Origin of the sequence: Sphingobium sp. KCTC 72723 (assembly GCF_014280435.1) — a bacterium.
Taxonomy (GTDB): domain Bacteria; phylum Pseudomonadota; class Alphaproteobacteria; order Sphingomonadales; family Sphingomonadaceae; genus Sphingobium.
This window is the reverse complement of record NZ_CP060388.1, coordinates 797749-821857: the sequence shown is the minus strand read 5'-3', so window position 1 is coordinate 821857 and position 24109 is coordinate 797749. Positions and strand designations below refer to the sequence as shown.

Sequence of the window (24109 nt, the reverse complement as noted above, 5' to 3'; positions counted from 1 at the left end):
TTACCGGGGTGACTTCGATTAGATAATTTCGATTTCCCATCCCATATTTACCGTGATAGGCACCGAGCTAATATCAGGGAGGTCGGCTCGTGAATTTCGCTACATTTGCTATCAGTAGCTTTCTAGTGGCCATTCTTTGTGTAGTGTTTGTGTCGAGTGGCCCAGAAGCGATGATTGTAAATGCAATTATCGTATGGGCTATACCAGTTATGATCGCGGCAGTTTTGCGGAACAAAGAGACCCTAGCAGATCGTTATCTGTGGCCAACGATCCTTTTGGTGATAATGATCGCGTTGATTGTCACTGGATTGTCGTGACGGTCAGTTCTAAGGTGTAGATGTCACCAGTGATGAATGTCATTTTAGACGTGCCGACCATTGACACGAACGCGCTGCGCTTCTGCATGTGTGGATCATTGTAGATCGGGATGAAGAGGAAGCCGCGCCGATCACTGGCAGCTAGGCAGAAGTCCTCCCAGACATCATAATATGACGTGGTATCCATGCCAGACAGATTGATTTTCCAAGTCGGCTTCGTGGAGAATTTGCGCAGGTAGCTGCTACCCTGATTTTCATATGAGACTTCGGCACCTACGTCGATGCCATCCCATTCGACTGCCGTGCCAAGCACTAGATTGCTGATCTGAACATAGCCCGCTGGGTTGCCCGGTGATGTTATTTCAATGTGGATAATTGTGTGGGTAACTGGATTGGCCAGTCGAAACACCACCATACCGCCAGTTGCCTTCGCTACACCTGAATAGGCCGGAATAGTCTGATCGATTGCAGGTGCGGTCGTGACCGTCGTGGTGTCATTGGCAGTGCGAATGCGGATTGTATCGGTTGCGCGCAAGTTCGTTCCCACCAGCGCTATCGTGTCCCACGCGCCGGTTTGTGCCAGCATAAGATATGTGCCTGTCAGCCCCGTGGAGCGCCATACAAGGGCTTTCTCATCGTGCAGCATGTTAGACGCGCTCGTAGCGGCGGCGGTGCTGCTGGGCGTGATAGACACGCTCTTTGGCAGGACGAAAACTGTGCCTTTGTCGATCATTATCCTCTCACCTCAATGGTCGAGATACCTTCATTGAAGTCGATGGACGTGCTGATGCCTTTCATGGGTTCATTCACTGTATCATGCTCTGCAACTACCTGCCATTGGGGTGGACCACCTGTGAAGAAGTCCAGCCAGAGCAAACCCTCAATATGATGTTGAAAGAGTCGAGGATGCTCATTCTCTGCTAGTATCTTATCCGCAAGCGCTTCGGCTGCTGCCTCATTGAGTGAAGTATCAATGGTGATCTGACCCGCACCATCATTGAGCGCAAGGACGCCGGGGTTAGTTGCAATTGCTCTTCGATATTCATGTAGAACGAACAACGCTCGATCGGTGTTGGTGACTGGCATCATGCTCTCCTGCTTATATGTTATTTACGTCAGTTCGCGTTAAGCAGGACGCCGTTTTGTCCGGTAATGGCTGCGCCGATCATCTTCCCATTAGTCACCGCGTTAGCGATGATGGTCAGAAGGTCATTCGACGTGTTAATTGCGGTCGTAACTTGCTCCGTCTGCGTCTCGACAGCGGCAGTGGTCGCTTCCGCGCCGGATGCCTTGTTAAACTCGCTGGTGGCATTACCCATCGCAGCTTCTGTCAACGCCTTCAAATCTGTAAAGGCATCCTGATACTGCTTGGTGTTTGTGCCATAGACATCGCCCAGTTCGCCCATCACTGTCTGGACAAGGCTGTTAAACTCGTCGCTGTTGACGGTGCCGCCGCTTGCAATTGTCGCTCTGAATTTATCCAGTCCCTTGAGGTCTTCCTGTAGCAACGCAAATGGGGTCTTACCACTCGCGCTACCATTCAACTGCTTCATAGTCTCGGTGAGACCGGACAACTGGTCATCAAGAATTTCCTTGAGCTTTAAGCTGCGATACTCTTCCAGACTGCCCAGTTCAGCCGATGTCGCACCGGCTTTTTTCATCTGCTCCGCGAGGGTGTTTAGGTCTTTAGTGGCTTCCTCAACTGCACCTTTGATCGGATTATGGAAGTTGGAAAGGCTCTTGAGGATGTTCTCATAATTCTTAGCCAATGTTAGCGCCTGCTCGTCACCGTTGGCACTGATTACGCGCTTTGAGAATTCACTGATGCCGGTTAAGATGCCGTCTTTCAGAGCAACCTGAATTGCGTATGCGACCGCAGCTTCGGCGTCGTCGCCAAAGTCTGTGACATCCGAATACTTGCCCTTGAGCTTCCCTGTGCGTCCTGTGTCGGATACGCGCCAGTCCTTCTTATACATGCCGATTGACACCGAAGGGGAACCCGTGAGCGTAGCGCCCAGTTCTGCTGCGATGCTCTGTAGGCCGCTGATGACCGACCCTGCTGCACTGTTGCTGCCGTCCTTCCTTGACGTGCTGTTGCCCGTCAGGCTGCTCACACCAAGTTCACCGCCCGCCATTTGACCGATAGCCGCCGTGCCATATCTGGTTTTCTTCAACAAACCGCCAGCGATGCTCCCCACAATAGAGCCGACCGCAGAACCAATGGGACCGCCAAAGCTACCGAGTGCGCCGCCGATCTGCGCGCCAGTTTTGCTTGTCTTGAAGCCCAGCGCTTTACCGATTGGTGCCAACGCGGAATTGATTGCTTTGCCCATTTCAGCGCCAGCGACCGCGCCACCGACTGCTTTACCCATTCCCTTTAGGAACGGACTGTTCGTGGTCCCGAATACCTTGTCGAACTTGCTCCCAATATCTGTCTGGGCTGTCTTGAAATTGCTGATGCTGTTGGCCGCGCTGCCAATGCTGTCGATAAAGCTGCCCAGTTTGCCACCGACCCGCGATCCAATATCGCTAAGAAGGTCGCCCACATCACGCATCTTGGCGGAGAACTCATCGCCAATCTCAGCCATGGTCTCGTGGAATTCTTCACCGGCCTTTTTCACGCCAGCCGCAAACTCAGCCGCGCTGATCTTTACGTCCTTGTCTTTACTATTGAGCGCCGCATTCAGGCCGGACACTCTCTCATCATATGCCGTTTGAGCTAGACCGCGACGTTGGCCAATCGTGCCATGCGTGGCCAGTGCGGCCTTACCGAACGTGGAACCGGCTTCCATGATCGCCTTGGTTTTCGCTGCTTGATCGTCCAGCGCTTTGTTCTGGTTCTTGATGGCCTGTTCGCGAGCAAGATCGCTACGGAGCGTTGCTTCTGCCTGTCGGAAGATATCGCCCTGTAGATCGGCCTGAGTAAGACCCTTTGTCAGTGCGTCTGCACGAGCGTCCAATACGGACTTCTCGATTTCAAGCTGGTCACTCGATGCGCCGCTCTGACGCATTTTAAGAAGAGCCTCCTGATTTGCGAAATCGATTTGCTTCTTGTTATGCGCTTCAAGCGCCTCAGTGGCGAACTTCGCAACGCGGGTCTGCTCCATGAGGGTTGCGAGCCGTGTGGCTTCATCTGCCGTAATGTCACGTCCGACGATCTTCTGATATTCAAAGACCTTCGCCTGCTTTTCACGTTCCTGAGTGTTCAGCTTCGAAAGGGCCAGTTCCTGCTCTAGACCCTTCCAGAAATCCTCCTGCTGCTTGGCCTTGTTGGCGGCGGACTTGTCGGCTGCACCGGCCTTGTCCTTACCAGCGGTCTTTTTCCCGTCACCAAGCGCGTCGAACGAGATATCACCCTTGGTGCCGACGCCAGCGGCCTGATCAATCCATGCGCGGTTCGCCTTCTTGTCGCCGTAGGTCTTTTTTGCGCCTTCCCAGACAGCGCCGCCGACCTTCTTGGTACGGCTAAAGGAGAGGTCGATCTTACCGAACCCGGAGAAGTCGCCGATCAGTGCCTTCGCGAGCGCCGCGCCCGTTTGCATGAAAGCGGCCTTTATTTCCGCCAGGGCGACTTTGAAAATGTTTGGAAGCTGGTTCGCTACGAATTCAGCAGCGCGCAGGATGCCGACCAAACTCTCGCCAGCCGACTGCCCGGTGTCACCAAATGATGGGGTGAGCCAATCGAACAGGGAAGCGAATGCCCACTGGATGCCATTGACGACCATTCCAGCGGCCTGACCGATGAAGCTGAACACCGCGCCGATGATTTTGCCAATTACGGAAAACACGGTGCCGACATAGGAGGCAGCAACGGCTAGGTTGGACATCATCGCCGTTGCGCCAGCCGCGCCGCCGAACTGGACAGTGAACAGATTGCCCACGCCCTTGATTATTTCCCATACGCCCTGAAGCAGGCCGCCGAAAATATCCATAAGACCGGAGAACATTGGCGTCATCGCACCAATGCCTTCGGCCAGCGTATTGACCATATCCTTGACGGTTGCGCCGAACATGCCGTCGCCCATGCTGGCCATGAACAGGAAGAACTTGTCTTCCAGATTTGCGAACGCGCCGTTCAGCGTGTCCATTTGGCGTGCCATGGCACCACCGAAATTGACCTTGCCGATCCCGACGAGGTAATCCTGAATTTCCTTGCTGTTTTTACCGACCGTCTTGGTCACGCCTTGGAATGTAAAGCTGACCTTATCGCCCTGCTGGCTCGCCTTGATGCCAAATTCTTTGAGGCGTTCAAACTCGCCCGTGGTCGCATCCGCAACGGCTTCGATCATCTGGGACATGTTTTTGCCCATCGCCGCCGCCGTATTGCCATAGGACATCATAATATCGGCGGACGTGGCCAGACCCAGAGCGCGCAGCTTGGTGAAGCCTTCAACCGATTGATCGAGGGAGAATGGCGTCTTGTTGGCGAATTCGACTAGGCCAGCCCAAGCGGCGTTCATCGCCGTGGTGCTTTTGACCATGGTAAGCAGGTTCGCCTTGCTCTTTTCGACCTGAGCAGCCGCGCTGATGCCAGCCGCGCCGAGCGCGAGGAAGCCTAACGTAATTCCTGCAAGTATGCCGGGGAGGCCCATCGACATGATGGCCTGACCAGCGCGGGCGAATATGCCGAGTTTACCTGCCCCATCATTCGCAGCAGCGCCCAGTCGGCCCATTGAGCCGCTAGTCTCTTCCAATATGCCTTTGAGACCCTTGCCCTTGACCGACACACCTTCCAGAAATGTCGTAAAGCTCTTGCCCTTACTCGCAGCAGCAGAGGCCGCAGACCCGACGCCGTTCGTAGCGTCGGACATCATGCGAGCCTGTTTGCTAGAGGCTGATGCCTGATTACCTATGGATTGAAGGGACGCATTGACGCGCTTTGCTCCGGCCTGTGCGCCAGAACTGTCAATGGTTACGCGGATGGTTCTAGCAGTCTCGGACATCTATTATTTACCGAGACTTCTGCGTTCCCTTCATCCGCGATGCTGCTTTGTCGGCTTCAACGTTAAGCCCCGTGATATCCATTTCGCGGATGACAATTATGAAGGCTTGCTGTTCGCGAAGTGTGAGGCGCAATTCGGGATTGCGCGCATATTCTCGGATTTTGCTGACTGGGATCGGTCCCTTGCCCATGCCGACGCAACGTTCGGTTTCCAGTTCGCAATAGGCATCCCAATAGAACGAACTGGGCATCTCAGGTGCAGCCGCCAGATGCATTTGAAGAGCTGCATTGGTAGGTTGGGCGGCGCAATCGACTAGCAATTGCGAACCGCCCCTTAGATACCATTTGAGATATTCACTTAGTTTTTTTTGGTGCTCTGCGCGTCAACCACTGGATCGACTTCGCCATCCTCATCATCCACAGCCTTGAAGTTCTTCGTGTCAGTGGCCTGTGCGAACAGTTCGCCGAATACGAATAGGCCGATATCGGTCTGTGTGAGGAACTGGAAAGCATCGTCCTTCGTGAACGGCACGTCACCATCTTCGCTCTTGATGTCCTTCCAACCCGTCATCGCGATATGAACGAACTGATGGATAGCCTTTTCCTGTTCGTCCTTTAGCAGCTTGATTTCTGCTTTCTGGTTACGATTATAGCGTTCCTTGGCGACCTTGAAGAATGGGCTGTAGGGATCGTAGCACTTGACATCAAAGGTGCCGTAATATGTGCCGTTCTCGTCAACAGCAATCGAGATGCCCTGATCAGCCAGAGCCTGATCGTAACGAGTTGGGGTAACGAATTTAGTCATTATGTTGTCTCCTTGGAAATCATCATCGCGACTATTTATTCATCACTGAGCGGACCTTTTTGGGGTCCGCTCAGTGATGACGTTGATGACGGAGAACAGAGCTAGTTTATGGCAGCTTCTCGATTTTTAGAGCAATGCCTTCTGTGCTGTTATATGCGCCAGTGATCGTGACCGTGATCATCATGTCATCTTCTGTGACATCGGACGGGGTGGACGCCTGACCATAGATCGTGAACTTGCGGCCATAGCCAGCAGTACCAACATCGAATGAAACGGTCTGCTTGGTGCCGTTCAGCAGTGCGTTATAATCCACACCCGTTTCACGGTAGAAGGTCAGTTCTAGCGTTGCGTTTCGAACGCCAGACGCTGCTAGTCCCTTTGCATAATCCGCACTCAATGTATTACGCGCATTGCGGGCCTGTTCGACGTTCAGGCTCAGACTGGTGAAATTGAGGTTGGTTGCACCCGCGACAGTGACGTTCAGTACCTCTGAACCAATATACTCATAAGCGGTATCAGGAACATTGGTGGTCGTGAATGTGCCAGCGATTGCTGCGGCCTCGTCCTGCTTGGCACCCATGATGTCAAAGGAATAGGTTACTGCACCAGCAGCTTCTGCCGAAAGAACGAAGTTGGTCGCCATGCAGCCAGTGTTGACCTTGAACAGGTCAGTTGCGAGTTCCGCGATATAGGTAAAGCTGCTATCGGTGGTTCCGGCTTTCAGCACGTTGGCCACATATTTGCCGCTTACTGCGCTTTCCATGAGCATGTCGGTCACGCCAGCAGTGATAGCGTTGAGTTCAATCGAACCGCTGACTGACTGGTTGCCCCTGCGCGAACCATTGGCATTGCGACCCGGCTTGATAGTGTCAGAAACGACTTCTCCACCATCCTTTACCAGCAGACTGTCACCGGCTTTGCGTGGCAGTTCGTAGCGGTTTCCAGTGGTTGGCAGCGCACCGAAGACGGTTTCGGGAATTAGCGTGACTTTTACATCGGTAGAACTAATAAATGCCATTCTGCATCTCTCCAAATAATAGTTTCAGGAGGCTGCAATGGCCTCACCGATATTTATTGAAGGGATGCAGAATGAGCGGTTTGAGCGCGTCTTATGTGCGATGCTTGCTGCGGTAGTAAATGAGCAGATTGATTTGGAGGTAGCTGCCGTTGGGGATGCGCTGCGGCGTACAGCGATAGATTTCAATCTGTTGTTCAGAGCCTCTAAAATCACGGAAGATATGCATCGCAATGTCGGCGATGTCCCATGCACCTAGGTCAGTCTCAGCTACCGGCAGGTTCTTTGGCTGCATGATTTGCAGTGTCGCAATTCCAAGCTGATTATAGACCTTTCCGTTCCCGATTGTGGCTAGGCTGTTGTCCGATGGGTTGATGACAAAGCGCGCCCAAATACGGCTTTCATCGGGTTCCCCATCTTCATCACCAATGTAGACAGCGAGGTTCGGCGCAGACACCGAAAAGCCGTCGATTGCATGTTGGTTCAGGTCTTCAATATCTTTGGCCAGCATCATGCGCCTCCATCATTATAACGTTGCACGATGCCTTCGACGAAATTGGCCGGAGCCTGACGGCTATGCCCATCATTTAGAGCGCCCAGATACGGCACGGCATTTTCTATCACGCCTGCTTCATATGCCTTGGTCGGTAACGTTGCCTGCCAACCACGACGCGCAGTGCCTTCATCTACCGGAGTGGCCAGCATGAGGTCGCGTTGGGCGTCGAGCGTGGTCTTCTCCGTCAATTCGAGAAGCTGCTTTTCGGTAAGCTGGATATCCTTTTCGAGATTGCGGATTAAGTCTGACGTGTCGAACCTCATGATCCTGACCCCGCAACTACATTCCAACAAATGGCCGTGCCATCTGGGTTGAATTCTACAATGTCGGTAATGCGGTAGGACTGACCGGCAAAGGTGAGCGTGTCACCGGCCTTGGGTTCGGTCCAGAGCGTATAACCCGCCACCTTAGATACCGTGCCATCTTCGGCTTTGATCTTGATCGTCGCACGCGCAGCCATGCAGGGCAGAACAACTTCGTCCGCGCTGGCCACCTTGCCAGTTGCGCGGTTACGCACGCCGGGGATTGTCCGTGTCAGGGTAGCTGAGACACCAAAGGTCGCCTCAAGTTCGCTGCCCGCCCCCAGAGCCGCCCGTAAATCCGTGTAAACGCTCATCGGGTGCTAACTCCAAATGAGATCCCGCATGACGCTGTACGGCCCGAATATGGGGCAAGCAGGCCGGTAATGACCGGGTAGGGGTCAGTCGGTGCGTCGGCCCATGTTTTCTTGATGCTTCCCGCGTCGCCCGCAATCTCCTGGCTTTTGAGAGCGGCGGTCTGGACGGCGGCGAATGGAGCCTGTTCGGCCAACAACGCAATGCCGACAATTAAACGTTCGTCAGGCTCGTGGGCGTTCAGGATCGGATATGGAATGGCATAGACGCCGAGCGCATAATCCAGTGCCTCTTGAAGCTGCGATGCCTCCACGGCATCCTTGCCTCGCGCTGCTAAAGCGTCGTTGATCTGTAGAAGAGTTATGGACATTGGGTTCCCTCGCTGTTGCGCAGGTATTTACCGTTCTGTCGTGGCGATCCCCGGCTGTTACCAGCCGGGGAACGTCTTGTTCACACGCTATTAGACGTCGTTGAATTTCAGGAAGCGTAGGCCGAACTGTGTGTCCGGTGCGACCTTTGCCCAGCTAGCACTGGCTTCGAGAACGGTCTTGACCGCTGCCGAAGTGGTAGGGATCGTACCGTTATAGTCCATGCCCAGTGGAATGATTGCGCGGGAGAAGCGCGAGTGCAGAATGTCTGCACCACCGCCGTTACCGCCATTCGCCTTGCGCTCTACTTCAAAAGCCTGCTGAGCAGTGCCTTCGCCGTAGCCAATCGAACCAGTGCGACCGATGATTGCTTCATCGTTGGTCAACTTGTTGGTCTTGAGAAGCGTAAATCCCTGATAGGTAGCAAAGCGAGTGTTAACATCGGAAGGAGCAACAAAGCCATCATTCTGCGCCTGTAGCTTCGCATATCGACCGTGGCTGACCATCAGTACGTTGAACAGCGGCGACCACTCTTCAGCAGTAGCGATAGCGTCATAGATGGCAGCCATATCCCAGTCAGTTGCAACTTCATGGGTGATAGCCGCATTAGCAGCCAGTGCAGCACGAACGCCAACTAGGGTTGAGAAGAACAGCGACTTGGTAATGGCATTGCGATGACCAGCCAATGCAGTGGCTAGATCGCCCTGCTTACCATATTGAGTGATAATCTGGGTCAGGTCTGTGGTCGCAAGCGCATAGTTGAGGTCGAGACGCATTGCATCATAGGTGCCGCCCTCGATCGAGCCTACGTCGCCTTCATCGTTGATATCGTCGTTGCTGACGTTAAACGCTTCACCGGACAGTGGCTTGAGATAGTCGAGCGAGACTTTGCGTGGTCCGCCATTTGCAAGTGCGGAGACTTCTGCGCTGGAAGCGGTTAGACCCGACTGCACAAGTTCGTTGGTTTCCTGCGCGATAGCGGTTACGCGCACATCCATCTTGCGCTCTGAACCGGCCAATCCAGCAATAGTGGTGTTGGTAATTGCCATGTTATTTTCTCTCCATTACGGACTGTGTCACGGCCCGTTACGAAGAGCCGTGAGGGCGTTTTTGGCCCTCACGGTTATTTAGTTTTGCTGTTTACTGCCTCGTCTCTGAGCGTGGTTCAGACACGTAGATCAGGACGACCCCAATTCTCAGCCAATGCATTGCGTTCTGCATCTGGAAGGCCATCAAAGGTGTTCCAGTCAGAGGGGCTGACTGGTGGCTGAGTGATCTTGCTTGGCTTGGTGCCATCATTACCCGCTGCGCCGCCGCCACTATTGTCTGGTGCAGCAACATATCGCTTTCCCGCACCTGCAAAGTAGCTCTTTGCAAACATTTCGACTGGCTGTTCGTCTAGGCTCACAGTGCCATCTGTATCGACAGACATGATGCTTTTGAGATATGCCATCACCATCGGTGCATCTTCTGACTGCACCTTGTTAGCGATCATGATCTTGTTGAGTTCGGTTTCAGATTTGTAGGTGATGAGCGACTTGGAGGCATCATCAGCGCGCTTGGTCGCCGCTTCTAAATCCTTTGCAGATTTAGCAAGCTGGTTCTTGAGGCGTGTCACTTCATCAGCAGAAGCATTTTCAGCCTCTTCCTTTGCAGTTTCCTTATCCGCTTCAAGCTGCTGGATGGATGCGCGGAGCGCTTTCAGGTCTTTGGTGAGGTCCGCATTATGCTTGCGAAGGGTGGTCAGTTCAGAGTTGGCCTCTGTATTTTCGTTCTCAGTAGACATTTTTCTCTCCATGCCCGGACTGCGGACATCAGGTGCGGGACTGCCGCTGCTGCCGACCAGTGGACTGCACGGGTCTGCGCACCTATTTATTGGGAGAGTATGCCTTTGTGCCTGCGGCGCAGTTCATCAAGTGACAGCACAGTGCCGTCGCCCTTTATCAGGTCTTGGAGGGTCAGCTTGCCGGATCGGAACAAGCCTGCTCTGGTCGGCCCAAGTATGTCGTCCTGCATGGACGTACCTTTTTTGGTGAGCCAATCTGAAAACGTTATGTCGCCCGGTATGGCTCCATCCATGCTGGCGCGCATTGCTGGTGTCAGCTCGTCCTTATCCAATCCCAGTTCGCGATAGGACTTCGTGACCGGGATGGACGCGCTGCGACAATTTAAGTGCCGAGGTGGGATAGGGCCGGAGCCGATGGGGAATATCTGACCAGACAAGCCCGCGCATGTGATCGACGTGCGGCTATCAAGCGTCGCCAAAAACGCCCAACCCTTGACCGCGTTGCTGCCCTTCCATGTGGACTGAGCCGCGACCGTTGAAACATGGCCGGTGGCGGTGCGGACAATGGCTTGCGCTGATCGGCGGGATATCTGCAAAACGCCGTCAGCATATGCACCGGCTTTCGTTCCCCTGATCGTTCGCACAATCTGATCGGTCGTCTCGCCGTTCACGATGCCATTGCGGATTGCCCGGTTGAGCCGATCCATGCGCCCGGTTTCCATACCGTCCGTCCAACGGCGAAGGAGCGCGCCTTCCATTGGCGTTGTGGTGACAAGAGCGCGCAGCACGGCAGGGGCCGGGACCGTTGTGGCGACCTGAACCGGCATGACCTTGTTGAGCGATGCAGCCTGAAAATCGGCTTCCACCAATGCAAGATCGGCCAACTCGGTTTCCAACCTGGCCGCGACCTTGGCATAGACTTCCGCGTTGATGACGCGCAGGTCTTCCAACAAGGCTTTGAGGCGTTTGGTGCTGGCTGGTCCTAGGTCGAATCCCCGTTCTTCAATGGCGATAAGCCGTGCAGCCAGTTTTTCCAGCAAGGCCTGATCGGCGTCGTTGAGCAAGCCCACAATGTCGCGCGCCAGCCCATTGCCAAAACGTTGCAATTCGACCGAGTGTCGCACTGCGATGTCGCGCAGCGTCTCGTTGATCGACATTATAGTTCTCGGCTAGTCGTCAGCGCGGTCGGCTCGTCAATGCGTTCGGCGGCGAGGCCGCTCGAATAGGCGTCAAAGGTGATGGTATCAGCGAGCAACCCGCCATCGCGGATTAGGTAGAATACCTGTTCCTTGGTCATGATGCCTGCTTGGATCGCTGCTGTATAAGCCGCTAGTTCCAATGGGGTCGTCTTCGCCGGGGTGAAATCCAAGTTCAGCGTAAAGCGCGTTTCCGGGTCTTCCTTGCTTTCCGCGCCCATCCACCAAGCCATCCAGCGCAGCACCTTTTCCATTTTACGCATGATGGTGCGGGTGACGCCTGCCAATGTCGCATTTTCCGAAGTGCGGCGGATTTCGAGCGTTTCGGCTGCTTCTGCCACGGCCTTTTCATCCGCGAGAATACGCGAACCGACCGCCGACATTTGGCTCTTCAATTCCTTCTGTTGCTCGCGGATCGAAAGCACGCCAGCACCGGTGAATTCGAGGAAATCGACATTGACATTTTCACCCGACAATTCCCAAACGACATGCGAACCAGCCGGATATTCATTCCGCTCCTTATCCGTACCATCCGGGTTTTTCTGCCGCGCAGCGTTGATGACGACCTTTTGCGGGCCAGAGCAATTATAGAGCGCCTGCGATAGATCGCCTTCCTGAATATAATGGCTGGCGTTGATGTTCACGACATCTTCGAGCAGCGCTTTCTTTGGCAGAGGGCCATTATGCCGCTTGATGATTTCAAAGGGAATGAAGTCGAGGGGCTTGCCCAAACGGCGTGGTGTATGGCTGCTTGCCTGCTCATACTCGCCACCTTCGCCTTCGCGATGGATCGTGACGGTATAAATGCCGTCCACCAATCTCAGTTCACGATACTGATGGGCGGTATCGCGTAGCTTGACGTAGGTGTAGCCTTTTAAGCCGTTGACCAAGCCCTGCTTAAAATCAAGGATGCTCTCAAAGGGGTAGCCAGCGAGGAATGGACGCCAGTTCAAAGCAATAGCATTGGCAGCGTTCAAGCCTGTTGGCATGTCGGCGGGATGATCTACAAGGATGGCGAAATAGTCGGTTGTCAGTGTTTCGCTCACAACCTCGTCTGAGAATGTTTCAAGACTGTCACCGTTCTGCGTAATGATGTCCTTGACCGCCTGTAGCGTGGGACTTTCTAGGATCGGGTCTTTGCGGAATATGAGGCTGACACAACCGTCATGGACGCGGCTTGCTGCCGGGAAAAATGCTACGCGCTTGAGGTAGGAAGTATAATCGGCATCTGTCATGCCCGCCGCTGGTAGCGGCATGTAGTGGATAGCCCGTGCGCGGCTTTTCACTGCATCTTGACCGGCGATGAAATCCCGGTTCATCTGCATTCGTTCTGCCCACTTTGACAGTTCTGGACTTTGTGTGTTCTGATTATCTGCCATGGGCCACCTGCTGTTATTAACAGCGATATTTACCTGTGGCTGGACGGCTAAATATGTGTGCGGCCCTTACTCCTTTAGCCGCAATTGCAATCGGTGGTGGACAGTGGGCTATGATAGTAGTCCACTGTCCATTTTTATGACTAGGCTATGGCAGCAACAGACCGCCATTTCGTCGCGCAAGTGCGGCGTATTCGGACAAGGTGTGCTTGGCTAAAAACCTCGTGTCTTCAATAACTGTGACACCTTGAATATCTAGGTCGGCAACTTCGGGAAGCCATACTGATCCGATCTCCGCGCAATGTATCTGACATAGCCCAAACGCCATACCCTCATTGTCGCACTCACTGAGCAGCCAGAGACAGTATGTGTGGGGGGACATGCAGCTTGACTACTGGCATGAAGTCTTGCTCTCGATCGGTGCCTTTGAGGGGCTGCTGATGCTCATGATTTATTATGAGCTGTTGAAGCTGTGTAGGTCGGATTAGCGCTGTCCATTCCATGTGCCATTCTCCATTTTTGAGGGCACAACGGCATCAAGCGTCACATGGTAAGAAGAGCAAGAAAAGGTTTAGCGCCAATGGCCAGTCACAGGCACGATGGACATTCCCGACGGACGGACAGCATTTGCGAGGTCCATCAAATGCCAAACGGCCCATACCATCGCATCTAAACGGTCAGGGGACTTGGTGACGCCCTTCATACCGAATTCGCACATCTGCTCTTCAAGCTCAGGAAGCGCGCCCACATGCCTGATCATTCCCCGCTCATACTGTGCCGAGACAGGTTCAGCACGAGAGGCCTTACCTCCGGTCCTGCTAGTCGCATCCACGGGCTTGATGTCGATGTTAGGAAAGAACTTCCTGATGTTCGCCTCAAGCCAATTACCGCCTTGGTTCTTTTCAATGACCACGCGGGTAGCACCCCAGTCGGCCATCAGATCAACGACCTTCTGGCTTACTGCATCCGGCGTACCCTTCATCGTGTGATCGGCTAGGATCGCGACTTTTCCATTGTCCAGCAGGGCTGCAACAATGATGCCGCTAAGATCGCTATTCTTGTGATTGGTGACAGCGGGATCGACTGCTACGATTATGCGGCGGATGCCTGCCAGTTCAGGTAGTGCGAGAGTTTGCTTGATCGTGTAACTGCTGGGTTTGGTGATACGCTCAGCGTCGATCATCGCAGCGGTAAAGATCGCGTCAGGGTTGTCATCAGCCCAGTCGCCGTCAATGAGGCTCTTCCTATCGGCAGCGGTCATACTCGCCGCCTGTCGTCTCAAATAATCCTCACCCAATACGTCGAGATTATTCTGCGGGAATAGCTTCATCGCTGACCAGCGGTGATGATCCTCTAAAGCGTTCCCGTCAGTTGGGTTCATACCGAGAATGAACGCTTTGTATTCCCAGTCCTGCTTCGATCTTGGGTTACAGTCAGCGACGAACAAATTGTGCATCATAGCGCCATTGTCGTATTTTTTCGGGCTACGGAGTCGGCTCATCAATGCAGAAACCTGAGTGTAATTGAAGGCGTTACACTCGTTGAACCATACAGTTTGGAATTCCTGTCCTCTGACCTTCAACAGTCTGTCGTCATCTAGTCCGTTGTAGAGCATGACGGAGCCATTGGGGAACGTGACAGTTAGCTCGCTCGCGTTGATCTTCAGCTTGGCTTCCAAGCCGGGATAAGCGAGATCAAGAACCTCTTTCAACGTTTTGTCGAATAGGGTTTGCTGGCAGTTGTTCCGTGTATCTCGATAGATGCCATGGCGCGAGCCTGCGGCGTTCATAGCGCGGTTGATGATCGCCAGTTGGATTACGAGAGACTTGCCGGAACCACCACCGCCATAGCCAAGTACATAGTCATAAGCGGGCGTATTGATCTTACGAAGCAGCGCAAGTTGATCGCAGTTTAATGTCAACTGGGGCGTGATGTGAATGCTTTTAGGAGCCATCACATACTTATCTGGGCGCTATACGGTAATTCTCGACATAACCATTAGGCAGTTGCATCGTAAGAACGTAAGCAGTGACATTGCACTGTGAGAGGTAGAGACATGAACAATAATGAGACAGCGAAAATCATCACGTTCCCCACCAAACAGGTGATGGCTCGTCGGCTACTTGAGATAGCTTATACGCTGGACGTGAGAGATGATGAGGCTGTGAATAGCTTCTTAGACGTGCTCGATAGGTTAGACGCGATGACAGCGCCGCCGGTTGAGCCAGTCAGATATCTGACAGTGTGAGCCAAAAAGTGGATGACTTCTGCATCACATGACGTCGTTAGAGAGCGGGCAGCAACGATGCTGTAGATGCAGAAGGAACAGTTAGATGATCGATTGGCAGAAAATCGTGAAGCCCGCCGATGCAAAGGCCGGTAACAAAGCTACTCCACGTGAGCGCTTTGTCGCAAATCTCCGGTCGCAGCTTGCGCTCTTCCAAAAGCCTACACTGGCAGGGAAGCGCCATTTCGTAGCGGAGGGTGATCAGACCATATTCACGGCGCGCATGGGGAATATGGCAGTTGAGTTGCTGCCCGGAAAGCGCGCAGTTGCGATCCCGACAAAGGACTTCATGGCAGTGATCGAAGCTATCGTGGCCGATGTTGAGAAGGGCGCGTTTGACGAGGTGCTTGGAAAAATAGCCGCCAACTATGCTGGGCGTCGGAAAAAGGGCAAATAAGCCCCATATGGCGGTAAATTCCAACGGCGGGGCCATGTGTCCCGCCGTTCTGCCATAAACCCGCAAGACACCTTGCTAGGGACCACGCCTCGCGCGCGCGCGTAGGCGAGCGGGAGTCTATATTATCGTAAGATGTTGCTTTCGTTATATTTTGTGAAAAAATGGCTGGACATCTCTAGCGACCTCGTTTAGACGGGGTCTCATCAGCCGCTACGGCGTCTGACTTATGGATGGCGCGAGTGGCGCTTCACGGGTCTCGATCCCCGGCCTTCCACCGATACGACTTAAATGCCCATGTTGTATTCCGCGACCTGTCCGCAGGCCGTGAGGGCGTTATCGTTTTGGTGGTTTCATGCCTTATAAAAATCCTTCACTTTTGTGCGCACCGATAGACCTGCATTCTCATTCGGTCGGCGGGAAGCCGCCTTATCAAGTTCATGGGCAATTGGTTCAGGGTCAGACAGTCGGGCGAGCGCACCCGGTGACAGGCGATCTTCCGATGGCGGGTGACCCGGTTTGGTCAATCCCGTATCCGATTGTCCCGTGTAGAACCTTGATGTGGGGCGATGACGGCGGCGTTGTCCATTTCAGCGCTGGGGTGCCTTCGCAAGAAGCGTCTGCGTTCGTCTATGGTGTGATGACGTGGGTTTTTTACGGGGCGAAGGCAGCAACGCTTTTCAGCATTGAAAAGACCCTGTTCCCTGATCCGTGGCTCAACGTGTATACGAGTTACCCCGATGACTGGGAGGCGCTCGATGCCGTTCATGCCCGCTTGCTCCGTGCTGGAACGAACATCTTCAAGGAGGTCTATGCGATCTGTGACGAGGTGCGGTCATGACACGTCGCAAAAATCCCGGCGAGAAATCTAAGCCCCGACCGATCAACTGGGACAAATATCCCCGTGCCGACGCCAAACGGAAGGGTATGCATTATGTGGATGTCCTCTTCGACAATCTGACTCCGCCAGGTTGGGAAGCCGCGCAGGTCCGAGATCCCGCGCTCGATGATGGAGAAGCAGCATGAGCAAGGATCATCAATATGAATTGTTCGACCTGCCGCCGGTGAACGATACTGCTGAAAAGCTGAAGCGGCGGGACGATGAGGTCAAGAAGCACAAGCTCGAGCGGAAGCGCAGTCTGCGCATCGTGAAAGACGCGATTTATTTCCCGCCGAAATATCGAGAGCAGTTGAAGGTGCTCAAGACCGCTGCCCGCTCAATGCTGGCGAAACGGTAGACTATCGGATCGCCGGCTTCGGTCGGCGGTCCCCATGGAAGCCGAAGGGCTGATTGTCGAGCATAACGGAACCACCGCGATGCGGATCATGGTTCGGATGCCCTGATCTTTATTGGCCCCGCAGAAACCACGGGCTTTATTTGGCTCTGGGTGCTGCGGGTGCTGCGGGTGCTGCGGGTGCTGCAAAAATGGGTGTTTCTCCTTAGTAGTATCGTAGAAAAAAAAGAGTCATATTTTTCTATCAATAATAGAAATATAGTATTCTTCCAGCACCCATCCCATTTTCTACTAGAGAAACTGCGAAAAACTGGGTGCTGGAACGGGTGCTGCAAGGGTGCTGGGGTGCTGCAAGGAAATCCTTCCAGCACCCACCATTCCAATAATGACGCCAAAAAACTCCATCCTGTATAAATAATAATGAAGACGCAGGTTCGCAAAGCTGCCGTCTTCGGCAGCGGACCTCGTCTAACCTAAGACGAAGAACTTTGACCCGCTGTCCGATTGCGAACCCGGACAGCGGGTTCTTTGTCATTAGGAGATATAGATGACCGATACTTGTATAGATGATGCCAAGCCACACCTAACGATATTACCGGACACGACGGTAGCGGCGGTAGCGCCGGTGCAGGTGGCAGCGCCGACATACGATGCCATGATCGCCCAAATTATTACTAAATTGACCGGCGACAAGCTGAGCGGCGTTCCCATCGACAAGATGGCCACGCTGCGCCTGCTAGACATCAACGAGGATAACAGCACGCTGCGGGAATGGCTCGCCACCAGCAATGTCATGAAGAAGCCCGACTTCGACAAGGCCATCAAGCGCATTGCCCGTGATGCACGTATAGAAGCCGCGCTGGGCTTTGTTCCCAAGGATGCGGAGGATTTGGTGCGCCGTTACGCCGAGGCGCAGAAGGTTACGCTGACACCCAGCGGCCTGTTGAAGCGCAGCAAAGCCTTCCGCCTAGACGGCGGCGACGAGGTGAACGCGAGCAATTGCGATACCAGCGCCGTGACGCAGCTCGTCTATGATGTAGCGAACGCGGAGGGCGCCAACCTCGATAGCTTTGGCCGCGAATTGCGGCTTCTATGCGCGAAGTTCGAACTGAATTACCGCGATACCGTCATCGGCGATGCTCTCGATACTTGGCGGGAGGATGTGGTCCGCCAAACGAAGGTCGAGACGTTGTTCTCGGTGCGCTATGAAAAGGGCAAGGCAACTGGTCCAATCGGTCAAAAAATGTGGGCCGACATGGAACTGGCCTGTTTCGATATCAGCGCAACAGTCATCGGGTTTCCAACCGCCGTCATTAAAAAGTTCATGTGGCAGGTAAAGCGTAAGGCTCGCGGCATGACGGTCACGAACCACCTGATGCCGGTTCTGTCGGGCGCACAGGGCAAAGGTAAGACGCATTTCGTCCAGACTATGACGAAGCCCCTTGAACATTTCAAACGCGAGGTGGATTTCAATATCATCACAGACGGTAAGACCGCCGACATCTGGTCCAGCCTTATCCTGTTCATCGATGAAATGGGCTTCTTTAAGAAGCAGGACGTGGACGTTGTGAAAAATGTTCTGACCGCTGACGTGCGCTCGATCCGTACGATGCGGCAGAACAGCAGCGCGCCAATCCGTAATCACTCGACGTTCATCGGCTGCACCAACAAAAGCCTCGGACAGCTAATCCGAGACGAAACGGGCGGGCGTCGGTTTGCAGAGCTTGTCTGGCGCAATGATCCTGATTGGGATGCATTGAACGCGGTCGACTGGCCGCTACTATGGCAGAGCGTTGATGAAACCGCGAAAGACCCGTTGATCGCGGCGGGCATGATGGAAACGCTTGTCGAGCAGCAGGAAGAAAATCGCAACCAAAGCCCAGTCGAAGTATGGGCGCTTGAATTCGGCCACACCATCAAGAACTGGACCCTCGCCAAAGATATGCATCTAGGGTTCCGTGAGTGGGAGAAGGATGCCTTTTCGCGTTACGATACGAACCAGACGAGTTTTGGTCGTCAGCTTTCAGACCTCGTTACCTCCGTTGCTGATTTCCCGTTTGAGAAGAAGAAGACGAAGCGCGGCTTAGAGTTCAGGTATGGGGGGTAACGAAATGACTGATCAAGAGCATATCACTGCGCTCACGGACGAGAACATTCTACTGCGCAAAACCATCGAAATCCAGAAGCGTCAGATGCAGGAGATGTATCGTGGCGATGAGGTAAATCGGCTCAGGGCAAAGCTCGCCGAATGGGAGGACAGTATGCCCCGCATTAATGGGGGATACTATCATGGCAAGCGGTTCATCGTCCCGTATCGAGACCACTACAGCGATGATGGAAGTGCGTCATGACAAAGCCTATGGGTCGCCGCCGTGTATTTTTTCCGACAACCGTGACACTATTCAATCCCGGCGGGTTCGACCTGGAGCGGGAAGTGGAGCGTGACGGCTGGCAGGGCTTCATAGAGCGTCGGCTAGGGCAATGGTTTCACGAGACGGGCATACGTTACCGCGCACCGAAACGGGCGACTATGACGCCCTGCGGGCGCTGTGTGACTATAACAATTGAGGTTATCGGTCGCAGCGCCGCTGTCATGTTTGCCCTTGCCCATAGCCGCCCATATTGGGCGGAAGATAATGACTAGGCGGGGGTGCAGCCAGTATAATGCGACATGAAGACACGCAACGAAATCTGCAATGAACTCCGAACATACGCTACCAATCCCGACGCAGAGACTTGGGTCTATGATCCAGATGAAAAACGTTTTGTCTCCCTCAACAGCTTCCCCAGCAAACCGACGATCAAACACAAAGTGGGCGACCGTCGATTGATGGGCATGGTGATCACTTACAATGGCATCACCGACAATCAACTGGGCTGGGCAGCACGCACTGGCATCCCGAACCACGTCATTGGCGGTCGGCTCAAAGCAGGATGGACGGTAGGAGAAACACTGGGCTTTGAACCACGCATCAGTCGAAAAGGTCGGCGTCCTAAAAATCGGCAGTGAAGCCGGGCGTTGCGCGCTTGGTGATGTTGGTCACTTTTGGGACAGGGACTTGACGAACGCAACAGCGCTTTTGAGCGTGAACATGTTGTGATTAGCATGGTGGATTTTAGCATTGTAGGGATCGGTGTGGCGCAGCGATAAGCGCAGTTGGCGAACGTCGAGCGCAATGCTGCGCGCTACAGATACGACATAGGGCGAACTGTTACGCAGGGCAGTACGGACGTAGATTTCGGTTGAGATGCAGTTAAGCGCGTTGAGTACATGAAGCGTTAGATAGCTGGGCTTGGACATAACAGTTCTCCTTAGTTGCCCAGACACTGTGCTGCCAATCGATCAGGCAGTCATCCGAACAATGACGCCTACAGTCACCTTTCTCCAAATCAGTTCAGAAAACAGGTGACGCGGCAGTCAGGCGATGTCTTTTAGATCATGCACAGGCAGACAATGGAGACAGCCAGTGCAGAGTCAGATCGACCTTAACAAGCTCGCAGATTTCATGTTTGAGGATATCGAAACGTCGCCTGACTACGAGGAAGACGAATTCTCTTTCCACTTCCAAGGTGTGCGCTGCTACTGCGAACGTTATGTCACCCATTACCGCATTGAACTCGGCCATGAAGACGATGTCGTCGAATTGCCCAGGCATTGATTATCAGATCTGAGGCATCCGAATATCTAAAACATTCCGATTAGGCTCAGGCTCCAGTGCGCCAGCGTTTTCCCTGCCCCTTGCAAAGCTGCATAAAACGCTTCGGGATTTTCGGCGGCATAGTCGATTGCTTTCGTCGCCACATACTCGGCGGCAAATGCTCCTACGGTAACGGCGGACCATTTGAAGAATGAGCGGATACGATCCGCTAACTTCTTAAACCGGCTCTCGGCGCGCTGCACAACCTCCAGATCGGCTTGCGTTTCCCGATCCTGCTTTGCCAACTCTGCACGAACTTCGGCTACACTTTCTGCCGCCTCTACCAGATCGCTATCTTCAGGAGTGATCTGAAACTCTGTTGGCGGTGCATTATGGCCCATGCCCGCAGGCCGGTCGCGCCAATATGCGATGTGCTGCTCGATCCGATCCAACTGCGCGCCAAGTGCGTTCAGCCGTTCTGAAAGGTCAACGTCCGGTTCTTCCTCCTCCTCTTCGTCTGGCTCGACCTCTTGAATGCGACGACCGTTCGGTGCCCAGTCATAGAGGCCATCACTTTGAACCTCCTCAATTGCGCGGCTAATTAGATCCTCGGGCGCGTCAGGAAAGGCTCCCGATATCTCTTCTTCGGCGTCATAAGGGCCGCCCCAAATATACTGGTAGCCGCCCTCAGCAGATTCGTACGGTGTCTCCTGCGCGGGATCTTCATAATTCTCGTGGAACCATCCAACCATGGTTTCTACGGCTTCGTCCTCGTCCATACCCTCAATGGATGGAACGGGCGTCGGCCCAACATAGTCAACACCAGCCATAAGTAGCCTTTCTCAGGAATGCTAGGATCATATCCGGCCAAATCATTTTGGCAATGAAATGAAAACACTTTCCTCGTCAGATATCTCCATAACGCTCCTTTAACGAACGCACGGCTAATCGAATTCCGACAACAGGAGACGCCCGTGCTTTTCTACGTTCTTCCCGATCCCGCTAATCCCTTGCGCTTCGTAGCTGCCCTCCGGCTGACTGAGCAAAGCCGCACGAAAATGATGGCGAAGGCGGCAGAGCTTACCAACGTTCCAAATCCCACGCGGGGACTATTAAAGACGACGACGACCCATATTGTAAAGAAGGCTTGGGAGGCGAGCGATCTAGGGAAATGGATCGCGGGTCATCGGGACAACGTAGTCATTGCATTTCATCCGCGTGAAGGCGACACGAAAATCAGCCTTACTTTCGAAGATCACAAATTGGCGTCGTTATTCCAGCATGAATGGCGGGAAGCAGCATGACCCCACCCTATGACGACATTTTACGGCGCTTCCGTCTCACGAAGGCGGCAAGGGCTGCAATAGGGGAGGCGTTTCAACCGGCAACGGAATGGGCGGCAGCGAACGTCGCGACTGACGGCGCACTTGATGTTGAATTGATCCCAATTGCGGGAGACTTCTACAAATTCAATGTTCAGTTGCCGGACGAAGGCCGCACCATGTTCCTCGACATTTGGCAGAGGCTTTGTGATGTAGCAGACCGACATGCTGAGTTCGGCGCAAAGGTAAGCCGCAACCAAATGCAATTAGCAACACATGAGTTGGTTCGTTTGTGGTCCGCACTGGTAATGGAACATTCGGCGTTGAAACAGTGGTCCGACAACCAAGGCTACACCTATGACACAGAACTCTATGACGGACTGACTTCGGTTGCCATCGTCAAATTCAATCAAGATGATGCCGTGCAATATGCTAAATTGGCAGGCCATTTCGGAGCGGTGCCTAGCAGGGGTTGATAGGTCGGTTTTTGAAAACGTTCTAAAAAATATGAGCGGTACGGTCGGTTTCTGTGGTTTGAAAATAGACTTCTGTGGCTACACCCGGCCCAACCAGAGGATTGGGGTATACCCCTTCCAACCTGCCTCCACCTTTCACCCCACGCTGGCGCTCAACGTTCGATAGACTGACATGCGGCTGATACCCATAGCTCTCGCGATCACAGAGGGGTTCTCACCACTATCTTTGCGCCGCAGCACCTCAGCAGCGTCGATCACCGGCCCGCGCTTATAGACCCCCGCAGCTTTCGCCTTGGCTATGCCTTCACGCTGCCGTTCCCGGCGCAGATCATTCTCGAATTCAGCAACGGCACCAAGGACAGCCAGCGTCAGCTTTCCGGTCGAGGAAGCCGTGTCGATAGGTTGATGCAGACATTGGAATGCCACACCCTTTACGGTCAGTTGATCGAGCAGCGTGAACAGGTCTTTCAGTGACCGGGCAAACCGGTCCAAGCGACTGACCACGATTGTATCGCCATCACGCACGAACGTCATCATCTGGGCCAGCCCGGAGCGATCCATGTTGGTGCCGGTGGCTTTGTCGGAGAAGATGCGTTCGCATCCTTTGGCGTTCAGTTCATCTAACTGCACATCAAGGCATTGCCCAGCAGTGCTAACCCTTGCGTATCCCACTATCATGTTGTCACTCCACGTTTAAGACCCGTGAGCAGTGTTGTCACATGACTTGAAGAGCAAGCGGAGATGTGACAGTCTGGGTGCCAGTCTGTTACACAGTGCAACGGTAGTCCTGCTGTTACAGAATGTATGCGGGAACGATGCCCGTAGACGGGTCACGGAGGGTCAAGACGTCCTTGGGTGCATGTTGGGTAGCGTGATTGGTGTCAGGCGCTCACAAGGGTTCTGCGAGCTGGTGCGCTTCTCTTGATAGATCGATTTAATGCAGCCTCGTAATGGCTGGCATGGATCAGATGGATCTTGCGTATAGACGGTATCGTGGCAGAGTTGGCCAATTCCAACGCTCTAGCAAGACGAGCTTCATAGTATGCGCGATCAAAGCATAGTTCCATTGTTGACCTCCTGAAAGGCTCCCCCAACGCGGCTTGAATGATGCCATTTTTACACGGCCCGTCCATGAGATATTTCGCAACTGCGATAATCTGAACGAAAGCTGCGATGAACTGAAATGCGACCGTGAACGATTTACTTGACTGGCAGTTCTACTACTCGACGGTCCCACCGGAGGACTTGATATCAACATCAATGACTTGAGGCTGACAGGTTGGGATAATCTCACCAGCCATCCATTCGGCGGGCATGTTGATCTGGAGACCCTCATGCTTGTGCGCGACCTCAACAGCGTCACCGAATAGTCGACGGTTGTATTTGCCCGCGAGCCACATCAAGGCTTTGATCTTCAACTCATCCCGGCGAATGTCGCCAGTGCTGAGAGTGCCGCCCTCCGCGACATCAAGGATGGCCTCTCCGAAATAGCGGGCCTTCCACTTGTAGGCATCGTCCATCATGGCTTCAAACTCAGGGTCGAGTGTCATCCATGTCATCACGGTCTGGCGCGCTGGCATCTTTGGGTCTTGGCAGATTGCGATTAGGCTCTCGCCGCAGGCAAGCCTTGATAAAATCGCATTCTCTAGCTTCTCAGTACGACGATAGGGCTGCTTCCGAGTGCGTTTCGACGCCTTCACCATCGCCCCTGACGCTTCCCCCGCATTCTTACTCAACGCTACCGCACCATTTGGTTTTGCCACTTTTGCCACGCATTTCTCC

The 24109-nt window shown here is 53.8% G+C and carries 31 protein-coding genes; 11 read left to right on the top strand and 20 right to left on the bottom strand.

What is annotated here, in order from left to right; genetic code table 11:
• Positions 1-300 precede the first annotated feature (300 nt).
• The 16 genes from SPBM01_RS04180 to SPBM01_RS04105 form a co-directional block, all read right to left on the bottom strand.
• Complete coding sequence (locus SPBM01_RS04180; protein ID WP_188064146.1) at positions 301-1050, bottom strand: hypothetical protein; 750 nt, start codon at positions 1048-1050, stop codon at positions 301-303.
• On the bottom strand, positions 1050-1406 hold the full coding sequence (locus SPBM01_RS04175) for a hypothetical protein (protein WP_188064145.1): 357 nt from the start codon (positions 1404-1406) through the stop codon (positions 1050-1052). Before SPBM01_RS04175 ends, SPBM01_RS04180 begins: the two co-directional genes overlap by 1 nt.
• Positions 1407-1432: 26 nt before the next feature.
• Positions 1433-5131 carry a hypothetical protein gene (locus tag SPBM01_RS04170; RefSeq protein WP_223177774.1) on the bottom strand — a complete coding sequence of 1233 codons (3699 nt, stop codon included), beginning with the start codon at positions 5129-5131 and terminating at the stop codon, positions 1433-1435.
• 136 nt (positions 5132-5267) lie between these two features.
• Positions 5268-5534 carry a hypothetical protein gene (locus SPBM01_RS04165; protein ID WP_188064143.1) on the bottom strand — a complete coding sequence of 89 codons (267 nt, stop codon included), beginning with the start codon at positions 5532-5534 and terminating at the stop codon, positions 5268-5270.
• Positions 5535-5617: 83 nt separating this feature from the next.
• On the bottom strand, positions 5618-6064 hold the full coding sequence (locus tag SPBM01_RS04160; RefSeq protein ID WP_188064142.1) for a hypothetical protein: 447 nt from the start codon (positions 6062-6064) through the stop codon (positions 5618-5620).
• A 106-nt stretch (positions 6065-6170) separates the two neighbouring features.
• Positions 6171-7082 carry a phage tail tube protein gene (locus tag SPBM01_RS04155; RefSeq protein ID WP_188064141.1) on the bottom strand — a complete coding sequence of 304 codons (912 nt, stop codon included), beginning with the start codon at positions 7080-7082 and terminating at the stop codon, positions 6171-6173.
• Between the two features lie 91 nt (positions 7083-7173).
• Positions 7174-7593 carry a hypothetical protein gene (locus SPBM01_RS04150; RefSeq protein WP_188064140.1) on the bottom strand — a complete coding sequence of 140 codons (420 nt, stop codon included), beginning with the start codon at positions 7591-7593 and terminating at the stop codon, positions 7174-7176.
• Complete coding sequence (locus SPBM01_RS04145; RefSeq protein WP_188064139.1) at positions 7590-7898, bottom strand: HK97 gp10 family phage protein; 309 nt, start codon at positions 7896-7898, stop codon at positions 7590-7592. The genes SPBM01_RS04150 and SPBM01_RS04145 overlap by 4 nt, the downstream gene beginning before the upstream one ends.
• The gene (locus tag SPBM01_RS04140) at positions 7895-8251 is read right to left on the bottom strand and encodes a hypothetical protein (RefSeq protein WP_188064138.1); all 357 of its coding nucleotides are present in this window, start codon (positions 8249-8251) and stop codon (positions 7895-7897) included. Before SPBM01_RS04140 ends, SPBM01_RS04145 begins: the two co-directional genes overlap by 4 nt.
• Entirely contained in the window at positions 8248-8619 is a 372-nt protein-coding gene (locus tag SPBM01_RS04135) for a hypothetical protein (protein ID WP_188064137.1), read from the bottom strand. The genes SPBM01_RS04140 and SPBM01_RS04135 overlap by 4 nt, the downstream gene beginning before the upstream one ends.
• Positions 8620-8709: 90 nt before the next feature.
• Positions 8710-9666 carry a hypothetical protein gene (locus SPBM01_RS04130; RefSeq protein ID WP_188064136.1) on the bottom strand — a complete coding sequence of 319 codons (957 nt, stop codon included), beginning with the start codon at positions 9664-9666 and terminating at the stop codon, positions 8710-8712.
• A 116-nt stretch (positions 9667-9782) separates the two neighbouring features.
• Positions 9783-10403, bottom strand: a complete 621-nt coding sequence (locus SPBM01_RS04125; protein ID WP_188064135.1) for a hypothetical protein — start codon at positions 10401-10403, stop codon at positions 9783-9785.
• Positions 10404-10489: 86 nt separating this feature from the next.
• Entirely contained in the window at positions 10490-11560 is a 1071-nt protein-coding gene (locus tag SPBM01_RS04120; RefSeq protein ID WP_188064134.1) for a minor capsid protein, read from the bottom strand.
• Positions 11560-12978, bottom strand: a complete 1419-nt coding sequence (locus SPBM01_RS04115; protein WP_188064133.1) for a DUF4055 domain-containing protein — start codon at positions 12976-12978, stop codon at positions 11560-11562. The genes SPBM01_RS04120 and SPBM01_RS04115 overlap by 1 nt, the downstream gene beginning before the upstream one ends.
• Before the next feature lie 145 nt (positions 12979-13123).
• Positions 13124-13357: a DUF2958 domain-containing protein gene (locus SPBM01_RS22145; protein ID WP_188064132.1), complete on the bottom strand. Its 234-nt coding sequence runs from the start codon at positions 13355-13357 to the stop codon at positions 13124-13126.
• A 189-nt stretch (positions 13358-13546) separates the two neighbouring features.
• Complete coding sequence (locus tag SPBM01_RS04105; protein ID WP_188064131.1) at positions 13547-14929, bottom strand: phage terminase large subunit; 1383 nt, start codon at positions 14927-14929, stop codon at positions 13547-13549.
• A 102-nt stretch (positions 14930-15031) separates the two neighbouring features.
• Between SPBM01_RS04105 and SPBM01_RS04100 the strand changes: the two genes are divergently transcribed.
• The 8 genes from SPBM01_RS04100 to SPBM01_RS04065 all read left to right on the top strand — a co-directional run bounded on the left by SPBM01_RS04100 (position 15032) and on the right by SPBM01_RS04065 (position 19901).
• Positions 15032-15223, top strand: a complete 192-nt coding sequence (locus tag SPBM01_RS04100; RefSeq protein WP_188064130.1) for a hypothetical protein — start codon at positions 15032-15034, stop codon at positions 15221-15223.
• Positions 15224-15308: 85 nt separating this feature from the next.
• Entirely contained in the window at positions 15309-15659 is a 351-nt protein-coding gene (locus SPBM01_RS04095; protein WP_188064129.1) for a hypothetical protein, read from the top strand.
• Between the two features lie 556 nt (positions 15660-16215).
• A complete protein-coding gene (locus tag SPBM01_RS21725; RefSeq protein ID WP_223177773.1) occupies positions 16216-16497 on the top strand; it encodes a hypothetical protein in 282 nt (93 codons plus the stop codon).
• Complete coding sequence (locus SPBM01_RS04085; RefSeq protein WP_188064127.1) at positions 16494-16682, top strand: hypothetical protein; 189 nt, start codon at positions 16494-16496, stop codon at positions 16680-16682. Before SPBM01_RS21725 ends, SPBM01_RS04085 begins: the two co-directional genes overlap by 4 nt.
• A complete protein-coding gene (locus SPBM01_RS04080; RefSeq protein ID WP_188064126.1) occupies positions 16679-16894 on the top strand; it encodes a hypothetical protein in 216 nt (71 codons plus the stop codon). The genes SPBM01_RS04085 and SPBM01_RS04080 overlap by 4 nt, the downstream gene beginning before the upstream one ends.
• A gap of 544 nt (positions 16895-17438) precedes the next feature.
• Complete coding sequence (locus tag SPBM01_RS04075) at positions 17439-18998, top strand: VapE domain-containing protein (RefSeq protein WP_188064125.1); 1560 nt, start codon at positions 17439-17441, stop codon at positions 18996-18998.
• A 4-nt stretch (positions 18999-19002) separates the two neighbouring features.
• Positions 19003-19242, top strand: a complete 240-nt coding sequence (locus SPBM01_RS04070) for a hypothetical protein (protein ID WP_188064124.1) — start codon at positions 19003-19005, stop codon at positions 19240-19242.
• Between the two features lie 320 nt (positions 19243-19562).
• Entirely contained in the window at positions 19563-19901 is a 339-nt protein-coding gene (locus SPBM01_RS04065; protein ID WP_188064123.1) for a hypothetical protein, read from the top strand.
• A 30-nt stretch (positions 19902-19931) separates the two neighbouring features.
• On the opposite strand, the gene SPBM01_RS04060 is transcribed toward SPBM01_RS04065, so the two are convergent.
• Positions 19932-20192, bottom strand: a complete 261-nt coding sequence (locus SPBM01_RS04060; protein ID WP_188064122.1) for a hypothetical protein — start codon at positions 20190-20192, stop codon at positions 19932-19934.
• A 166-nt stretch (positions 20193-20358) separates the two neighbouring features.
• On the opposite strand from SPBM01_RS04060, the gene SPBM01_RS04055 reads away from it, so the two are divergent.
• Positions 20359-20550 carry a hypothetical protein gene (locus SPBM01_RS04055; RefSeq protein ID WP_188064121.1) on the top strand — a complete coding sequence of 64 codons (192 nt, stop codon included), beginning with the start codon at positions 20359-20361 and terminating at the stop codon, positions 20548-20550.
• A gap of 26 nt (positions 20551-20576) precedes the next feature.
• On the opposite strand, the gene SPBM01_RS04050 is transcribed toward SPBM01_RS04055, so the two are convergent.
• Positions 20577-21308, bottom strand: coding sequence for a hypothetical protein (locus SPBM01_RS04050; RefSeq protein WP_188064120.1), 732 nt, complete (start codon positions 21306-21308; stop codon positions 20577-20579).
• Between the two features lie 195 nt (positions 21309-21503).
• Between SPBM01_RS04050 and SPBM01_RS04045 the strand changes: the two genes are divergently transcribed.
• Together SPBM01_RS04045 and SPBM01_RS04040 are read left to right on the top strand one after the other, a co-directional pair.
• Entirely contained in the window at positions 21504-21833 is a 330-nt protein-coding gene (locus SPBM01_RS04045; protein ID WP_188064119.1) for a hypothetical protein, read from the top strand.
• Complete coding sequence (locus tag SPBM01_RS04040) at positions 21830-22327, top strand: hypothetical protein (RefSeq protein ID WP_188064118.1); 498 nt, start codon at positions 21830-21832, stop codon at positions 22325-22327. The genes SPBM01_RS04045 and SPBM01_RS04040 overlap by 4 nt, the downstream gene beginning before the upstream one ends.
• A 135-nt stretch (positions 22328-22462) precedes the next feature.
• Here SPBM01_RS04040 and SPBM01_RS04035 read toward each other — a convergent pair whose 3' ends face one another.
• Together SPBM01_RS04035 and SPBM01_RS04030 are read right to left on the bottom strand one after the other, a co-directional pair.
• Positions 22463-23005 (bottom strand): recombinase family protein, encoded by a 543-nt coding sequence (locus tag SPBM01_RS04035; RefSeq protein ID WP_188064117.1) that lies wholly within the window; start codon positions 23003-23005, stop codon positions 22463-22465.
• 542 nt (positions 23006-23547) lie between these two features.
• Positions 23548-24099 carry a hypothetical protein gene (locus SPBM01_RS04030; protein ID WP_188064116.1) on the bottom strand — a complete coding sequence of 184 codons (552 nt, stop codon included), beginning with the start codon at positions 24097-24099 and terminating at the stop codon, positions 23548-23550.
• Between the last annotated feature and the right edge of the window lie 10 nt (positions 24100-24109).

What these genes read in the sequence shown, in the direction of transcription:
- SPBM01_RS04130 (WP_188064136.1), bottom strand. Translation starts at nt 9,666, where the DNA reads ATGGCAATTACCAACACCACTATTGCTGGATTGGCCGGTTCAGAGCGC.
- SPBM01_RS21725 (WP_223177773.1), top strand. Translation starts at nt 16,216, where the DNA reads ATGTGGGGCGATGACGGCGGCGTTGTCCATTTCAGCGCTGGGGTGCCT.
- SPBM01_RS04050 (WP_188064120.1), bottom strand. Translation starts at nt 21,308, where the DNA reads ATGGACGAGGACGAAGCCGTAGAAACCATGGTTGGATGGTTCCACGAG.
- SPBM01_RS04135 (WP_188064137.1), bottom strand. Translation starts at nt 8,619, where the DNA reads ATGTCCATAACTCTTCTACAGATCAACGACGCTTTAGCAGCGCGAGGC.
- SPBM01_RS04170 (WP_223177774.1), bottom strand. Translation starts at nt 5,131, where the DNA reads ATGATGTCCGACGCTACGAACGGCGTCGGGTCTGCGGCCTCTGCTGCT.
- SPBM01_RS04035 (WP_188064117.1), bottom strand. Translation starts at nt 23,005, where the DNA reads ATGATAGTGGGATACGCAAGGGTTAGCACTGCTGGGCAATGCCTTGAT.
- SPBM01_RS04060 (WP_188064122.1), bottom strand. Translation starts at nt 20,192, where the DNA reads ATGTCCAAGCCCAGCTATCTAACGCTTCATGTACTCAACGCGCTTAAC.
- SPBM01_RS04085 (WP_188064127.1), top strand. Translation starts at nt 16,494, where the DNA reads ATGACACGTCGCAAAAATCCCGGCGAGAAATCTAAGCCCCGACCGATC.
- SPBM01_RS04180 (WP_188064146.1), bottom strand. Translation starts at nt 1,050, where the DNA reads ATGATCGACAAAGGCACAGTTTTCGTCCTGCCAAAGAGCGTGTCTATC.
- SPBM01_RS04115 (WP_188064133.1), bottom strand. Translation starts at nt 12,978, where the DNA reads ATGGCAGATAATCAGAACACACAAAGTCCAGAACTGTCAAAGTGGGCA.
- SPBM01_RS04155 (WP_188064141.1), bottom strand. Translation starts at nt 7,082, where the DNA reads ATGGCATTTATTAGTTCTACCGATGTAAAAGTCACGCTAATTCCCGAA.
- SPBM01_RS04165 (WP_188064143.1), bottom strand. Translation starts at nt 5,534, where the DNA reads ATGCATCTGGCGGCTGCACCTGAGATGCCCAGTTCGTTCTATTGGGAT.
- SPBM01_RS04040 (WP_188064118.1), top strand. Translation starts at nt 21,830, where the DNA reads ATGACCCCACCCTATGACGACATTTTACGGCGCTTCCGTCTCACGAAG.
- SPBM01_RS04175 (WP_188064145.1), bottom strand. Translation starts at nt 1,406, where the DNA reads ATGATGCCAGTCACCAACACCGATCGAGCGTTGTTCGTTCTACATGAA.
- SPBM01_RS04145 (WP_188064139.1), bottom strand. Translation starts at nt 7,898, where the DNA reads ATGAGGTTCGACACGTCAGACTTAATCCGCAATCTCGAAAAGGATATC.
- SPBM01_RS04120 (WP_188064134.1), bottom strand. Translation starts at nt 11,560, where the DNA reads ATGTCGATCAACGAGACGCTGCGCGACATCGCAGTGCGACACTCGGTC.
- SPBM01_RS04125 (WP_188064135.1), bottom strand. Translation starts at nt 10,403, where the DNA reads ATGTCTACTGAGAACGAAAATACAGAGGCCAACTCTGAACTGACCACC.
- SPBM01_RS04100 (WP_188064130.1), top strand. Translation starts at nt 15,032, where the DNA reads ATGAACAATAATGAGACAGCGAAAATCATCACGTTCCCCACCAAACAG.
- SPBM01_RS04080 (WP_188064126.1), top strand. Translation starts at nt 16,679, where the DNA reads ATGAGCAAGGATCATCAATATGAATTGTTCGACCTGCCGCCGGTGAAC.
- SPBM01_RS04065 (WP_188064123.1), top strand. Translation starts at nt 19,563, where the DNA reads ATGAAGACACGCAACGAAATCTGCAATGAACTCCGAACATACGCTACC.
- SPBM01_RS04095 (WP_188064129.1), top strand. Translation starts at nt 15,309, where the DNA reads ATGATCGATTGGCAGAAAATCGTGAAGCCCGCCGATGCAAAGGCCGGT.
- SPBM01_RS04160 (WP_188064142.1), bottom strand. Translation starts at nt 6,064, where the DNA reads ATGACTAAATTCGTTACCCCAACTCGTTACGATCAGGCTCTGGCTGAT.
- SPBM01_RS04070 (WP_188064124.1), top strand. Translation starts at nt 19,003, where the DNA reads ATGACTGATCAAGAGCATATCACTGCGCTCACGGACGAGAACATTCTA.
- SPBM01_RS04075 (WP_188064125.1), top strand. Translation starts at nt 17,439, where the DNA reads ATGACCGATACTTGTATAGATGATGCCAAGCCACACCTAACGATATTA.
- SPBM01_RS04150 (WP_188064140.1), bottom strand. Translation starts at nt 7,593, where the DNA reads ATGATGCTGGCCAAAGATATTGAAGACCTGAACCAACATGCAATCGAC.
- SPBM01_RS04140 (WP_188064138.1), bottom strand. Translation starts at nt 8,251, where the DNA reads ATGAGCGTTTACACGGATTTACGGGCGGCTCTGGGGGCGGGCAGCGAA.
- SPBM01_RS22145 (WP_188064132.1), bottom strand. Translation starts at nt 13,357, where the DNA reads ATGTCCCCCCACACATACTGTCTCTGGCTGCTCAGTGAGTGCGACAAT.
- SPBM01_RS04105 (WP_188064131.1), bottom strand. Translation starts at nt 14,929, where the DNA reads ATGGCTCCTAAAAGCATTCACATCACGCCCCAGTTGACATTAAACTGC.